This is a genomic window from Bacillus sp. ISL-47 (assembly GCF_018613175.1).
GTDB lineage: Bacteria > Bacillota > Bacilli > Bacillales > Cytobacillaceae > Cytobacillus.
Map to the genome: position 1 here is coordinate 1 of NZ_JAGGQS010000080.1, position 13,468 is coordinate 13,468.

15 protein-coding genes are annotated in these 13,468 nt (G+C 40.8%); 9 read left to right on the forward strand and 6 right to left on the reverse strand.

Annotated elements, in window-relative coordinates; all coding sequences use genetic code 11:
* Nucleotides 1-57 precede the first annotated feature (57 nt).
* Both J7I93_RS23520 and J7I93_RS23525 read right to left on the reverse strand, forming a co-directional pair.
* The gene (locus J7I93_RS23520; RefSeq protein WP_110065473.1) at nucleotides 58-408 is read right to left on the reverse strand and encodes a YlbF/YmcA family competence regulator; all 351 of its coding nucleotides are present in this window, start codon (nucleotides 406-408) and stop codon (nucleotides 58-60) included.
* Between the two features lie 122 nt (nucleotides 409-530).
* Nucleotides 531-1,670, reverse strand: a complete 1,140-nt coding sequence (locus J7I93_RS23525; protein WP_214729118.1) for a DUF445 domain-containing protein — start codon at nucleotides 1,668-1,670, stop codon at nucleotides 531-533.
* A gap of 172 nt (nucleotides 1,671-1,842) precedes the next feature.
* Between J7I93_RS23525 and J7I93_RS23530 the strand changes: the two genes are divergently transcribed.
* From J7I93_RS23530 to J7I93_RS23545, 4 genes are read left to right on the forward strand one after another with little or no spacing between them, the layout of a single operon-like run.
* Nucleotides 1,843-3,225 carry a YheC/YheD family endospore coat-associated protein gene (locus J7I93_RS23530; protein ID WP_214729120.1) on the forward strand — a complete coding sequence of 461 codons (1,383 nt, stop codon included), beginning with the start codon at nucleotides 1,843-1,845 and terminating at the stop codon, nucleotides 3,223-3,225.
* 1 nt (nucleotide 3,226) lies between these two features.
* Entirely contained in the window at nucleotides 3,227-4,330 is a 1,104-nt protein-coding gene (locus J7I93_RS23535; RefSeq protein WP_214729122.1) for a YheC/YheD family endospore coat-associated protein, read from the forward strand.
* On the forward strand, nucleotides 4,308-5,672 hold the full coding sequence (locus tag J7I93_RS23540) for a YheC/YheD family endospore coat-associated protein (protein WP_214729124.1): 1,365 nt from the start codon (nucleotides 4,308-4,310) through the stop codon (nucleotides 5,670-5,672). Before J7I93_RS23535 ends, J7I93_RS23540 begins: the two co-directional genes overlap by 23 nt.
* Nucleotides 5,669-6,841, forward strand: coding sequence for a YheC/YheD family endospore coat-associated protein (locus J7I93_RS23545; protein WP_214729126.1), 1,173 nt, complete (start codon nucleotides 5,669-5,671; stop codon nucleotides 6,839-6,841). The genes J7I93_RS23540 and J7I93_RS23545 overlap by 4 nt, the downstream gene beginning before the upstream one ends.
* 127 nt (nucleotides 6,842-6,968) lie before the next feature.
* On the opposite strand, the gene J7I93_RS23550 is transcribed toward J7I93_RS23545, so the two are convergent.
* Nucleotides 6,969-7,136 carry a hypothetical protein gene (locus tag J7I93_RS23550; protein ID WP_214729127.1) on the reverse strand — a complete coding sequence of 56 codons (168 nt, stop codon included), beginning with the start codon at nucleotides 7,134-7,136 and terminating at the stop codon, nucleotides 6,969-6,971.
* A 108-nt stretch (nucleotides 7,137-7,244) separates the two neighbouring features.
* Here J7I93_RS23550 and J7I93_RS23555 point away from each other — a divergent pair, with 108 nt between their 5' ends.
* Nucleotides 7,245-7,454, forward strand: a complete 210-nt coding sequence (locus J7I93_RS23555; protein WP_214729128.1) for a YheE family protein — start codon at nucleotides 7,245-7,247, stop codon at nucleotides 7,452-7,454.
* 101 nt (nucleotides 7,455-7,555) lie between these two features.
* Nucleotides 7,556-7,747 (forward strand): hypothetical protein, encoded by a 192-nt coding sequence (locus J7I93_RS23560; RefSeq protein WP_214729129.1) that lies wholly within the window; start codon nucleotides 7,556-7,558, stop codon nucleotides 7,745-7,747.
* 68 nt (nucleotides 7,748-7,815) lie between these two features.
* On the opposite strand, the gene J7I93_RS23565 is transcribed toward J7I93_RS23560, so the two are convergent.
* Nucleotides 7,816-8,076, reverse strand: coding sequence for a metal-sensitive transcriptional regulator (locus J7I93_RS23565; protein WP_026583956.1), 261 nt, complete (start codon nucleotides 8,074-8,076; stop codon nucleotides 7,816-7,818).
* Between the two features lie 129 nt (nucleotides 8,077-8,205).
* Between J7I93_RS23565 and J7I93_RS23570 the strand changes: the two genes are divergently transcribed.
* Both J7I93_RS23570 and J7I93_RS23575 read left to right on the forward strand, forming a co-directional pair.
* Nucleotides 8,206-9,099, forward strand: a complete 894-nt coding sequence (locus tag J7I93_RS23570; RefSeq protein ID WP_214729130.1) for a PucR family transcriptional regulator — start codon at nucleotides 8,206-8,208, stop codon at nucleotides 9,097-9,099.
* A 114-nt stretch (nucleotides 9,100-9,213) separates the two neighbouring features.
* Nucleotides 9,214-10,323 carry an ABC transporter ATP-binding protein gene (locus J7I93_RS23575; RefSeq protein WP_214729131.1) on the forward strand — a complete coding sequence of 370 codons (1,110 nt, stop codon included), beginning with the start codon at nucleotides 9,214-9,216 and terminating at the stop codon, nucleotides 10,321-10,323.
* A 128-nt stretch (nucleotides 10,324-10,451) separates the two neighbouring features.
* Here the strand turns inward: J7I93_RS23575 and J7I93_RS23580 are convergent, their stop codons facing one another.
* A complete protein-coding gene (locus tag J7I93_RS23580) occupies nucleotides 10,452-10,694 on the reverse strand; it encodes a hypothetical protein (RefSeq protein ID WP_214729132.1) in 243 nt (80 codons plus the stop codon).
* Between the two features lie 540 nt (nucleotides 10,695-11,234).
* On the opposite strand from J7I93_RS23580, the gene J7I93_RS23585 reads away from it, so the two are divergent.
* Complete coding sequence (locus J7I93_RS23585; protein ID WP_009331467.1) at nucleotides 11,235-11,453, forward strand: alpha/beta-type small acid-soluble spore protein; 219 nt, start codon at nucleotides 11,235-11,237, stop codon at nucleotides 11,451-11,453.
* 66 nt (nucleotides 11,454-11,519) lie between these two features.
* Here J7I93_RS23585 and fumC read toward each other — a convergent pair whose 3' ends face one another.
* The gene (fumC, locus tag J7I93_RS23590) at nucleotides 11,520-12,902 is read right to left on the reverse strand and encodes a class II fumarate hydratase (RefSeq protein ID WP_214729134.1); all 1,383 of its coding nucleotides are present in this window, start codon (nucleotides 12,900-12,902) and stop codon (nucleotides 11,520-11,522) included.
* Nucleotides 12,903-13,468: the final 566 nt, after the last annotated feature.

A 13,468-nucleotide genomic window follows, 5' to 3' on the forward strand; every position in this document is an offset into this window, starting at 1 on the left:
TGCCGGGCGCACATGAAAAACTCCCGGTTCCATTACCGGGAGTTCTAATACAACTACTTATTCTACAGCACCGTATAGCTCTTCAAGAGGCTTCATGATGATTTTGTTCATTTCAGCTACCATCATGCTCATGCGCTGTTCAGCTTCCATAAGCTTTGAAATTTGCTCATGCTGCTGTACAAGAGCTACTGTTTTTTGTGCCTGTTCTACTTCTTCCTGCGTAATATCCTGACCCATCATTTGCTTTTGCTGAAGTTCCATTTGGATATTGCGAAAGTTTTCAAACATTGTTTTTGCAGAGGGATCTGCATTCACATCATCGTATGCTTGTTTTAAAGCCTTGTATTCATCGCTTTCACGCACTGCTTTCTCTAATTCATAGGCTGAATCATGTAAATTTACTGCCATTGTAAACACTCCTTTCGGTTCTCGTTCAAAAAGGAGAATAATAAACACATACTATTTCCCGTACTTTGAACATCCACTCCACTATAACAAACTATGATAGCAAACGCGAGGACATACCCTTTTTAATTAATGAAAATAACCAGAATCCCCTGGAAAAGCCCGATAACCCCGCCAAGCAATGCGCCTAGATAGGTGATCATTTTCAGTTCGCTTTTTGTAATGGAAAGAACCATTTCTTCAAGTCGTTCAACTGAGAAAGTTTCCACCTGCTGACGGACAATTTCCGCTAGATGCAGACGCTCCATGAGAACATCAATACGACGGGAAAGCCAGCCGCCAAGCAGCTCAACACTTTTCGGCGCTACCTCTTCAATTACTTTTGTCCTATAAGAAACCGTCAGCTGTGATAAAGGCGTCTTGAAGATTACATCAAGCTTAACCACTTTTTGTACAAATCCTTTAATCATATTAACGAGCTTTTCTTTTTCAAACTGCTCTTCAATCCTCTCTGCTTCCCAGTCAAGCACCTTATTCCATTCTTTTTTCAATATTGTGGTGATTAGGTCTGCTGTTCCTTCATTTTTTAAAAACCTGACAATTTCCGGCTGGATTTTATCCGCTAGATTGATGTTTCCCATGAACATTTGGAGCATATTGCTCAGCATTCCGCTTCGCTCACGGACAAAGTCATCAGCCATTCTTTGGATGCGCATTTTTCCTTCAATACTGGAAAAATAGTCGACTCCTTTTTCAAGAATATAAGAAGAAATAATAGGAAGCTTCGCATCTACTTTTTGGATGATTTCCGGTGAAACAACTGCTCTAAGCGGTTTAGTCCGGTATTTCACCATTAAGTTTTCATATTTCTCTTCAACAAACTGATTCAACTTATCCTCAGCTTTTTGATGCGCATCCTCTATTCCAAGAACCACAAGCAGTTCGGCTGGTGTCTTATCAGTATTCAGAAGATTCTCCAGTTCCTTTTGGACAAGGCCGGTCATATCCTTTTGAAAGCCTTCATTTAAAAATTTTCGTTGGATGCTTTCCGGTGTCAGCAAATGGTCAGTTACCATTTTCCCCATTTGTGCGGCCAGCTCGTCCCTTCGCTTCGGAATCAGCCCCGGGGTAAATGGAACTCTCCAATTTTTTATATAAAGTGGCTTATAAGGCCTGAACAGCATTTTAATGGCCAGGGAATTGGTAAAACCCCCAATGATAGCTCCTATTATAATCATAATGATAATTGTGATTGCGATTTGCATTTACATCTACCTTCCATGCACAAATTTAGAAAAACGGAAGCGCCAGGCAGAACACATTCCCCCGCTCCGCCATTGCACCAATTTTTACCCTTTTACATACGATACCGTATCAGCTTTTGCCTATTTTTTCATTATACGCGCACACATAAAGACGAGCAAATGAGGAATGATCATGTCAGTTTCTTTATTGCCTATTACGATTGTTCCGGTAAAAATGTTTCAAAAAGATCAGCATCAGATTCAAATTAGCCATTCTCTTATTCATTACTGGAATATAGACTTGCATATTCCCCATGTTCTGCACATCGGGAGGAGATCCATACAGATTACCATTGAAGGAGCGAGCATTACCAAGGATGAGCTTTTTTTCAGTGATTCGCTGTTTCAGGAATGCTGCCTTCCTATCCAGGAGCTCGATTTTATTGCGAGCTATTCTAAAAAAGATCATTCCATTACCCTCGGCCCTGTTGTCGGTCTTATGACAGATTTGAATGATAAGGGGGCAGAACCAGACTTCCGCTCCATTCATGCTTTTTGCGAAGAACTGAATGAGGTTGTGTCAAATATGGGCGGCCTTTTTTATGTGTTCCACTTTAAAGATTACGAAGAAGGCAAATTGCAGGGTTATTACCTTCAAGGAGGCCAGTGGATAAGATGTGAGGTACCGCTTCCAGGCGTCATTTACAACCGGGTTCACTCCAGGGAGCTTGAAGCCAGCACTTTCTTCCAAACATTTAAAAACAGCATAAGAAGCCTTTTTATTCCCCTATTTAATGACCGTTTTTTATCCAAAACAGAAGTTCACAATTTGCTATATTCTGAGGAGCATATGAAGCCATATCTGCCCGATACGGTTATCGCAGATGAATATTCAGTAAAAGAGCTGCTAAATAAACACAAGTCCCTTTATATAAAGCCGATACATGGAAGCCAGGGCCGGAACATAATCAGAATAACCGTAAATAGTGAAGAAATCCTTGCAGAATTATCAACTGGAAACCGCAGGGAAGAAACGCTGCTGTTTGAGAACTATACCCGCTTTAGCCATTGGTTTAAGCAGCAGCAAAAGAAAAAAAACTTTTTAGCCCAGCAGGCTATCCCCCTGCAAACCTATAAAAACAGGCAGCTTGATTTCCGTGTTCTATGCCATAAAAATTTTCAGGATACATGGAAAGCCACTTCCGCAGTAGCAAGAATTTCAGCTGAGCAGCAATTTGTTTCCAACATCGCGAGGGGCGGAGAAATTATGAAGCCGCTAAAAATTTTTTCAATACTGTCAGATCCCAGAACAGCCATCCAGCAGCTTGCGTTAATGAAAGAACTTGCGGTCGAAACAGCCTCCATAATCAGCCAAAAATGCGATGGGCTGATAGGTGAGCTTGGTATTGATATAGGCGTTGACGAAAATGGAAAGCTATGGATTATTGAGGTCAATTCAAAGCCCTCGAAAAACTTTGAAGATCGTGATAAAAGAATAAGGCCATCTGCAAAGGCGCTCATCGAATATGCCGCGGCCTTATCCTTTTCAGGCATACCCCCAAAGGAGGATTACTAGAATGCTTTCATTCGGAATCATGACATTAAATAAACGAAATGAAAAATCTTACTTTTTGGAAATGGCAAAAAGGGCTAATGCATACGGCATTAACTGCTTCCGTTTCGTTCCTTCTGATATAAACCCCATATCTGAAAAAATCAGCGGCGACTTCTTTAATCCAAGTTCAGGCGACTGGGAGCCAAAGGTTTTTTCAGCTCCTGCGATCCTGTATGACCGCTGTTTTTATGGAGACGATTCCCATTCAAAGCAGTGTATGTCCATTGTCAACTGGCTAAAAGCGAGAGAAGATATCCATTTTCTTGGCTACGGTTTGCCTAATAAGCTTGAATTATATGAACTTCTTACCCATTCAAGCATTTCACCTTATCTGCTAAAAACAGATCCCTTTTTAAGTTCTGAAAAATTCTTTGAAAGATTGTGCCCTGATCAGCCCCTAATTCTTAAGCCGGCAAGCGGGTCTCAGGGAAAGGGTATCTACTATATTGAAAAAGCCGGTAAAGATATACTGGTTAAGACTGATAAGAAGGATGGACAGATTTCCCATTGCTTCGAAAAGCCCCAAAAGGCTTTTGCCTGGCTGAACAGGCTGACATCAACCCGCCAATACCTCATACAGCCTTATGTAAATCTATCAAATAAAGAAAGCCAGCCTTTTGATGTAAGGATATTATTGCAAAAGGATTCAAAAGGCACTTGGAAGGAAATAGGCCGGGGAATCCGAACAGGGAAAAATGGGGGCATCATTTCCAATTTAAGCGCAGGCGGAACAAATATCTCCTTTGATGAATGGATTGCTGCCTATCCTTCTCCAATGCAAGATTATATTTGTGATGAGCTAAATGAAATTATTAATACACTTCCTGCTGCCCTGGAGGATGAACTGCCGCCATTATTTGAGATGGGTATAGATATAGGGGTTGCAACTGACGGCTCAATATGGGTTCTCGATATTAATTCCAAGCCGGGGAGAAAAACGATACTAAACATCCACCCAGAAAAAAATGAAGAGTTATATAACGCTCCCCTCCTTTACGCGAAGCACCTTGCAGCCAGCATGCAAAATGAAAGGAGACAGGATCATGCGAAAACAGTATCAAATTGAAATTTTGGACTCGCCGTCTAAAACTGTTTATATCCCGAATGAGCTAAACCTTCATACCCATTTGACCAAACTGGCATTCGGGACCCAATCGGCAGATGCTGCTTTCATACTCCATAAAACGAAGAAGAACACGATTGTAATAAGTAAAGACGTAGCAGAAGCTCTTAGGTTTCCTGATTTAACGATTCCCTTGCACGCCTTCACCAATCAGGAAACACTGTTTATTGGCCCGCTCGTCGGAATTTTCACATCCGGTTTTACCTCTTTTCCATTAAGGCCAATTGGCGATAGAACCTTGTTTTTCGCCAAACTTTTATCAGTCAAGAAAACAGTGGGAGCCATTCCGTTTTTATTCGGAGAGCACCACATTAACTGGGAACAAGGGACCATCCAAGGTCTTTTTTATCATCAGGACGGCTGGGAAACCTATGAAATCCCTTTTCCAAATGTTGTTTACGACAGACTCCCCAACAGAAAGAGCGAAAGAAGAAACGAACTGAAGGCTGTACGTGACCGCCTCCAGAAAGAATATTTGATTCCCTGGTATAATCCAGGCTTCTTTAATAAATTAGATGTATACGAAAGGCTCCAAAATGAGGAATCAATCAGCGCATACTTGCCTGAAACCCATCCTTTTTCTTCTTTTTCCGTAATCGAAAGGATGCTTTCCGATTATGGCCATGTTTTTTTAAAGCCGATTAATGGCAGCCTTGGGCTAGGTATCCATCAAATCATTTATGATAAGACGGAAGGAAATTACTATTGCCGATACAGGGACCGGGACGAAAACCGGCTAAGAAAGTATAATAGCCTTGAAAGTTTAATGCGCAATGTATTTGCAGGCAGAAATTTAAGCCGGATGATTGTTCAGCAGGGGATCCACTTATTGCGCTATGATCAGCGTCCAATTGATTTCCGTATTCATACCAACAAAGATGGAAATGGAGAATGGAAGATTACCGCTACGGCTGCAAAGATTGCTGGGCCAGGCAGTGTTACGACCCATGTAAAAAGCGGCGGGGTTATTAAGACATTGGATGAAGTTTTTGAAGACTTTGAAGAAAAGGAAGAGGCATTGAAAAAGCTGACTGCCGCAGCACTAAAAATAAGCAAAGCTCTTGAAAGGAATATGGAAGGGATTATAGGCGAAATTGGATTTGATTTTGGTTTAGACCGCAAAGGGAATGTATGGCTTTTCGAAGCAAACTCCAAGCCGGGAAGATCCATATTTAAACACCCGCAGCTCCGTGAATTTGACCTTCTCACCCGGAAGCTATCACTGTCATTTGCTGTTTTCCTTGCTGAGGCGTCCATTACTAAACCTGAGGAAGTTTTCAGATGAGGGTCTTTTATGACTGGGCCAGCAAAGAGTGGTCCAGTCATACTGGAGCCACCCTAGGCAGCAATCTTCTCCCTTTAAAGTCCCCGGATCCGGAAACAGAACATAGATCCCTTTCCTTTTCATTATCAGGCAAAAATCAAAATGCAGGCCCGGTTATTGGCATTCTGACTTCCAAAGGAAAGGATAACACTCTAGCTGGCAATGGCCCGTTATTTAAAGCCCTGCAAGAAGAAGTCCTGCAAAACAAAGGAATTTCGTTTGTTTTTACAACAGAAGACATTGAAAAAAATTCCGTGAACGGTTATATTTATTTGCCCGATCAAGACAAATGGATTAAGGCTTGCTGTCCTCTACCTCATCTTGTATATAACAGAGTGCCCTTCCGGAAGCATGAACAAACCGATTCTTATAATGAAGCCTGCAATTTTTTTAAGAAGCATAATATTCCTTTTTTCAATCCCGGCTTTCTCGATAAATATGAGGTTTGCCAGCTTTTTATGGATCATCCTCATCTGCAAAAATATATACCGGATACAATCCTCGTTACTGATGAATCGGTACTGAAGAATTTTATCGGGAAGTTTAGAGACATTTACCTAAAACCCGCACAGGGAGCAAAAGGAAAAGGAATTTATCGTTTAAGCCATTCGGGTGGGAAAAAGCTGATAATTTCAGGACTTAAGGATTCATTTTCATACAAATGTTTTGAAAGCTTTTGGAACGAATGGAAAGTAACGCTTACAGGCAAAGCTTATTTGGCACAGAAATCGATTATCTCTGCCCAGCTAGACGGCAAACGCTTTGATTTTAGGATTCTGGCTCATTTCAGCAGAGGTGAATATCAGGTTACAGGTATTGGCATTCGCCAGGCTCAGGATCAGGAAATCACTACCCATATCCCGAATGGCGGCATAATGATTCCGTATGAAAAGGTCCGGACAAAGGAACATGACGAATTTATTAATATGGCAGTGTCAGAGGCTGGAAAGCTCTTAAAAAAGGAGATAGGCTTCTACAGAGAATTTTCAATGGATGCAGGATTATCTGAGAAAGGCAAGTATTTTATTTATGAATTAAATGCAAAGCCCATGAGCTTTGATGAAGCTTCTATTGAATCGAAGAGAGTCCAAGAACTCACCCGGATATTTTTTAATATGGCTGGATTTTAGGACATCTCAAATAAAAATAGCCGTACACCAGTTAGGTGAACGGCTATTTTTATGCGATTTCATCCCAATATTCTATCTCAGAATTAACTTTTCACAACGTGCTGTCCAATCGCAAAACACAATATGATTAAGTAGTTATAGGTCTTTTAGTTGTTTTTACCTTATTTCTCTTGGAGGAAGTACCGGAAAATGACTGAAATTGTTCTTTAAGCTTCTGGCGGGCTTCCGGGTTTCTCATTAAATAGGCTGCTCCAAGTGCCATGGCTGACATCATAAATTTATTGTTTCTTTTCATCAATTTTACCTCCTTTTAATGTTAAAATGTTTCTACATCTATTCAATTCCCTGTTATTTGGACTATAAACGGGAATTTTAAATAAGATAGCAGGAGGGCATCAGCCAATTGTTAACTCACTTTCAATTCAAACCGTTATATGAAAATAAGCAACTGCCGGGATGGACATTCTCCTTTTATTTCCAAAAGCAAAAGATAGCGGGCATTTACCATCCTGATGGAAAAATCGAATGGACATCCGGAAAACCGGGAAGTCAGGCGGAAGATCTCAAATCGCAAATCCACGAATTAATGTTATTCCATGTTTATGATCAGTAAACAGTCAGCAGGCTAAACCGCTGAATCCTCCGTATTATTTCTTGCCGATCTTGGAAAAATAACCGCTACAGCTTTAATTTCATAAAAAGGAGCGGAAAACGATGGACAAAGATAAGAACCCGCAGACGGCAGATGATTTAGGTTATGAAGGCCGGGATAAAGCATATGTAGACATTGACAGAATCATCAACGAAGGTTTATCAGGCGGGTCTGTGCATGGGCGCGGCGAAGAAGTTAATATCGAACAGGCTAGGGAATTCCATAAGGAAGAACCGCCATATAAAGCGGATTGAACCGCAAAAAGGCACCTTGAACGAATAACCCGTTCAGGTGCCTCCTTTGTTTTATAGACAGACAATAACTATCTGCTCTTTACAATCATGTTAACTGCTTCCTGGATTGCATCTTCAGCATTCTTGCCTTCCGTATTTGCATCCCGGATACAAGTTTCAAGATTCTTTGCTACGATATATCCCATGGCACGGTCAACCGCTGAGCGGACTGCGGATAATTGTGTTACAACATCCTTGCAATGCTTTTCTTCTTCCATCATACGGATTACGCCCCGTACTTGTCCTTCAAGCCTTTTTAAGCGATTTTTCATCTCTGGTGTGTACTCCATATATCTCACCCCTTAACTTTCTTTACCCATTTATAAAATCTAAGACTGTTTGCACGAAAGTTTTTTACTTAAATTATAACTGCTATAATATAAGAAACACAAAAATTTATCAAATTAAAGGATAAAAATATGTTAAAAAAAATACATGGCAAATATCCTAGCTCTATACTAATGGAAGTAAAGCCTGATTTCCACTTTTTTTCAAACACCTACTGGTTTTATTATCAGGAAACCGGAGAATGGCTTGGCATACCTGCCAAAGATGTTTCAGAGGAAAGCCTGATGATTTTAAAAACTTTATTTGATTTTCATGACGTTTCTCTCCATCACAATCCTGCTGCACAATCCTGGTTTGACTTTTTATTTTCTAATGGGAGTGTACCCAAGATCGCCCGGGATCTTCCATACAGGCTTATTCAATTTAAAACGGCCGAAGGCGACTGGGTACGTGAGGATATGGAGGCTGCTTTTAAAGGTTTTTTTGAGAAGGACATAATTGTTTTATGGAATGAACCATCAAAAGGCGTGATTGTTGAAGAATTCGAAGAGCCTCTGGCAGAAAACGATTTCTATGCCATTTCAAATGCTTTGGAGAGCGATTTTTTTGTAAAGACATCTTTTTATATTGGTGTTCCGAATAAGCCAGGGGATGATTTTCCCAATCATTTAAAAGAAGAAATTCATTTTTTTGAACAGGCCTCATCCTTGCTTCCTTCAGAAAGGGTGTTTTCATTCGAGAAAACATTCCCATCCCTAGTTGCGGCAAACATGGACATTTTTTTAAAAGGAAGCCTGCTATCCCGTCTGTCTTTTCTTAAAGAAGATCCAGAACTGTTAAATACCATTAAGATATTTCTGCAGCATAGTTCCAATGTATCCTTAACAGCAAAAAAATTGTATCTTCACCGAAACACCCTGCAATACAGATTAGACAAGTTCACGGAGAAAACAGGCATTCAATTAAAAGACTTTAACAGCTCCGTGACGGTGTACCTGGCTTGTCTGCTGTATGAACAGCACTAAATTTGAACACATTGCATAAAACCGCTTACAGGATTTTTGTGCAGTTTAGCCATATGGAAAAATCCCTAATCCCTTTAAACTGAATGTAAGCAAAAATACTGGGAGGTTATCCTAATGGCTGAATTAAAATTAGATAATATATACAAAATTTATGACAATAAAGTAACTGCAGTAGAAAATTTCAACCTTCATATCCAGGATAAAGAATTTATTGTATTTGTCGGCCCTTCAGGCTGCGGTAAATCTACGACACTTCGGATGATTGCAGGCCTAGAGGAAATTTCAAAAGGTGACTTTTATATTGATGAAAAGCGTGTTAACGATGTTCCGCCCAAGGATCGTGATATTGCGATGGTATTCCAGAACTATGCACTTTACCCGCATATGTCCGTATATGACAACATGGCCTTCGGACTTAAGCTCCGCAAGTTTCCAAAGGACGAAATCGATCGCCGTGTAAAGGAAGCAGCTAAAATCCTTGGCCTTGAACCATATCTTGACCGCAAACCTAAAGCATTATCAGGCGGTCAGCGCCAGCGTGTAGCTTTAGGCCGTGCCATTGTCCGAGACGCAAAAGTTTTCCTTATGGATGAGCCTTTATCAAATCTTGATGCCAAACTTCGCGTGCAAATGCGTGCAGAGATTGCCAAGCTTCACCAGCGTCTGCAAACAACAACCATTTATGTGACACATGACCAGACAGAAGCCATGACAATGGCAACTCGACTGGTTGTTATGAAAGATGGGATTATCCAGCAGGTTGGTGCGCCAAAAGAAGTATATGAAAAACCTGAAAACGTATTTGTCGGCGGTTTTATTGGCTCGCCTGCTATGAACTTCTTCAACGGGAAGCTTGAGGATGGCAAATTTGTTGTCGGCCAAACACAAGTAGCCGTTCCAGAAGGCAAAATGAAGGTACTTCGCGAACAAGGCTATGTAGGCAAAGATATCATTCTAGGCATTCGCCCAGAAGATATTCATGACGAGCCTGTCTTTATTGATGCTTCCACAGGTTCAAAAATCATTGCCCGCATCGACGTTTCCGAGCTGACTGGTGCTGAAACAATGATTTACTCTAGCATTGAAGGCCAGGATTTTGTTGCCCGTGTTGATTCCCGTACAGATATTAAACCAGGGCAAAACCTTGATTTAGCATTCGATATGAACAAGGCTCACTTCTTTGACGCCAATACTGAAAGCAGAATCCGCTCAACAAAAGAATAAAAGATAAGCGGAAAATCAAAAGGCAATTTTAACAGAGCGTAATTTTAGAAAACCCCGTCTGCCAGACGGGGTTTTTCCATGTTTTAAATACATTTAGCAACCTCTTCATTGGCGCGCAGACTCCATGTCTATTCTTTAATAAACTTCACTGTATCATGGCCGCATGTTGGACATCTTAAAAGATGCGGGCATTCCTCTTTTTGGTAGTCGTGCGGATAGCCATCTTCCATCTTCATTTGGTCAATCGGCATATAGGCACTGTAATCGTCGTAAAAATCCATAATCCTTCCGCTATCCTCCATATTCTTTCCGCAGGAACTGCAGGTTGCTACGAGTTTTTCAAACCCATTACAAACAGGGCAAATAGCCATTTCCAAAACCTCTCACTTTCTTTTTTTTGGCTCTGTTAAAGCTTATTATTGTTTTTAGCACCCTGTTGATTGGCGCGGCAGGCACTAATCCTGCGAAAATGCCTTCGCATTTCCTTACGACGCGGTGTTTACACAAGGAAGCTTATTCAAAGTCCTGCGGGAGTGCGGATCAAAGGGAGACCCCGCAGGAGCATAGCGACGAGTAGCGTCGGACCGCCCGCGGAAAGGGAGTGCCTCGTGCTGAAATCAACAGGCAAATTTCACAGAGCTTTTTTTAAGTTATTTCTTATCGTTTGTTTGTTTTGACTGTGTTATGTAAGCTGCTAATCAGCAAGTCTCTCAGGAAAAAATTCCCGATTTTATAAAAGCATAAACTTTTATAAATCAAACATAATAGAGAGTAAACACAGCGGCAACAAGCCGCCACATACCTTAACCGATGGGTTAAGCCAGGCAGTGGAGCGGGATTTTATCCTTGCGCTGGTGCAATCCCAGCTAACCCAACCAAAAACCAACAAAAATTTATGAGGAGGAAATCACATGAACAACCAATCATCTAGCAGAAGCAATTCCTCAAACCAATTATTAGTACCAGGAGTATCACAAGCACTTGACCAAATGAAGTACGAAATTGCAACTGAATTTGGAGTAAACCTTGGTGCAGAAACAACTTCTCGCGCTAACGGATCAGTTGGTGGAGAAATCACAAAGCGCCTTGTACAAATGGCTGAACAACAGCTTGGCGGCGGTTCATTCTAATAAAGCAAGATAACAATTGAATATATTTGGATTGGGCCCCCCTCTCGTAAGGGGGGCCTTTTACTTTTACACCATCTTCTCGGGAATAACCCATTCATCATATTGGTCTTCAGTAATGTAGCCCGTTTTTAATGCAGCTTGTTTCAATGTTGTATTTTCCTTAAAAGCAAGCTTGGCTATTTCAGCCGCTTTTTCATATCCAATATGGGGATTAAGAGCAGTTACAAGCATTAGTGACCTTTCTACGTGTCCATGTATTACTTCTTCATTAGCTTCCAGTCCTGCCATGCATTTTTCATTAAATGAAGCCATTCCATCTGCTAGAATTCTGATGCTTTGAAGGAGATTATAAATGATAACTGGTTTAAATACGTTTAATTCGAAATTCCCCTGGCTTGCAGCAAAACCGATTGATGCATCATTTCCAAAAACCTGGCAAACCACCATGGTAAGGGCTTCACTTTGGGTAGGATTTACTTTTCCCGGCATTATAGAACTTCCAGGTTCATTAGCAGGAATTGATAGTTCTCCTATTCCGCTTCGCGGACCGCTTGCCAGCCATCGTACATCATTGGCAATCTTCATAAGATCAGCGGCAAGGGCTTTTAATGTACCATGGACATGGACAATTTCATTATGGCTGGTCAGTGCCTGGAATTTATTTTCAGAAGAGCAGAAAGGATAGCCTGTAAGATTGGAAATCTCCTTTGCCATTTCATCTCCAAATGACTTATCTGCATTGATGCCTGTTCCTACTGCCGTACCGCCAATTGCCAGATCTAGAAGGTATTGTCTGGACTCTTCCAGCATTTTTACATTTTTATCAAGCATTGCACGCCATCCGCTTATTTCTTGTCCCAATGTAAGCGGAGTTGCATCCTGTAAATGGGTTCTGCCTATTTTCACGATATCTTTATAGGCTTCTTCTTTCGTTTTGATCGTCTCTTTTAATTTTTTCAATGAAGGTATAAGCTTTTCCTCCATTTCCGTATAAGCAGCTATGTGCATGGCTGTCGGGAATGTATCATTCGAACTTTGAGACATATTGACATCATCATTAGGATGAATTTTCATGTCAGCGTGCCCTTGTTCGCCGATTAGCTCATTTGCCCTTTTAGCCACAACCTCATTTACATTCATATTTGATTGCGTTCCGCTCCCTGTCTGCCAGACTGCCAAAGGAAAATGGCTGTCAAATTTATGTTCGAGAATTTCGTCACATGCTTTTGTGATGGCTTCTTTTTTCTCATTAGGAAGCTTGCCGAGCTTATTATTAACAACGGCAGCTGCCCATTTTATCCTTGCAAAAGCATAAACCACTTCCATCGGCATTTTTTCAATCCCTATCTTAAAATTATCCTTGCTTCGCTGCGTTTGAGCTCCCCAATATTTATCAGCCGGAACCTTAACTTCACCTAGCGTATCCTTTTCGATTCGAAAATCAGCCAAACTTCATACCTCCTAAAATTATCACTTTAGTACATATATATTCTTTTCCCTGAATTTCAAACTTTAATGATAAAATTTGAATCGAATGAGAATTTAGCCATAAAATGAAACTTTATCAGCGGTCTTACTGCGCCCGTTAGACTGCGATAAAAAAAACTGCCTGGCTGAAGCAGCCGGCAGCTATGCTTTTACAATCGTATAACCGATGAAGTAACCAAGTACCATAATACTTGCTATCACCAATGTAATAGAAAATTCCTCCACGTTCATCCCTCCAGATAATAGGATAATTTAAAGCTATCATGGAAGAGCTGATTTGGATCATATAAGTCGGTACTATTCTGTGTCTGTGATGTGAAAACTTTAAGAACACGGCAGGGCTATAGCCCGTAAAAGCCACATACAACCGTTTCGTGGATATATTCATTTTTTCGCGGATAAAACGAAATTTTCGCGGTTATATTTAATTTTTCGCGGATAAAACCGAAATTTCGCGGATATCGGCTAAAAGGCAGAATGCCAATATTGGAATACAGCATTCAGCATAGTCAAGTCCTGATTATTGT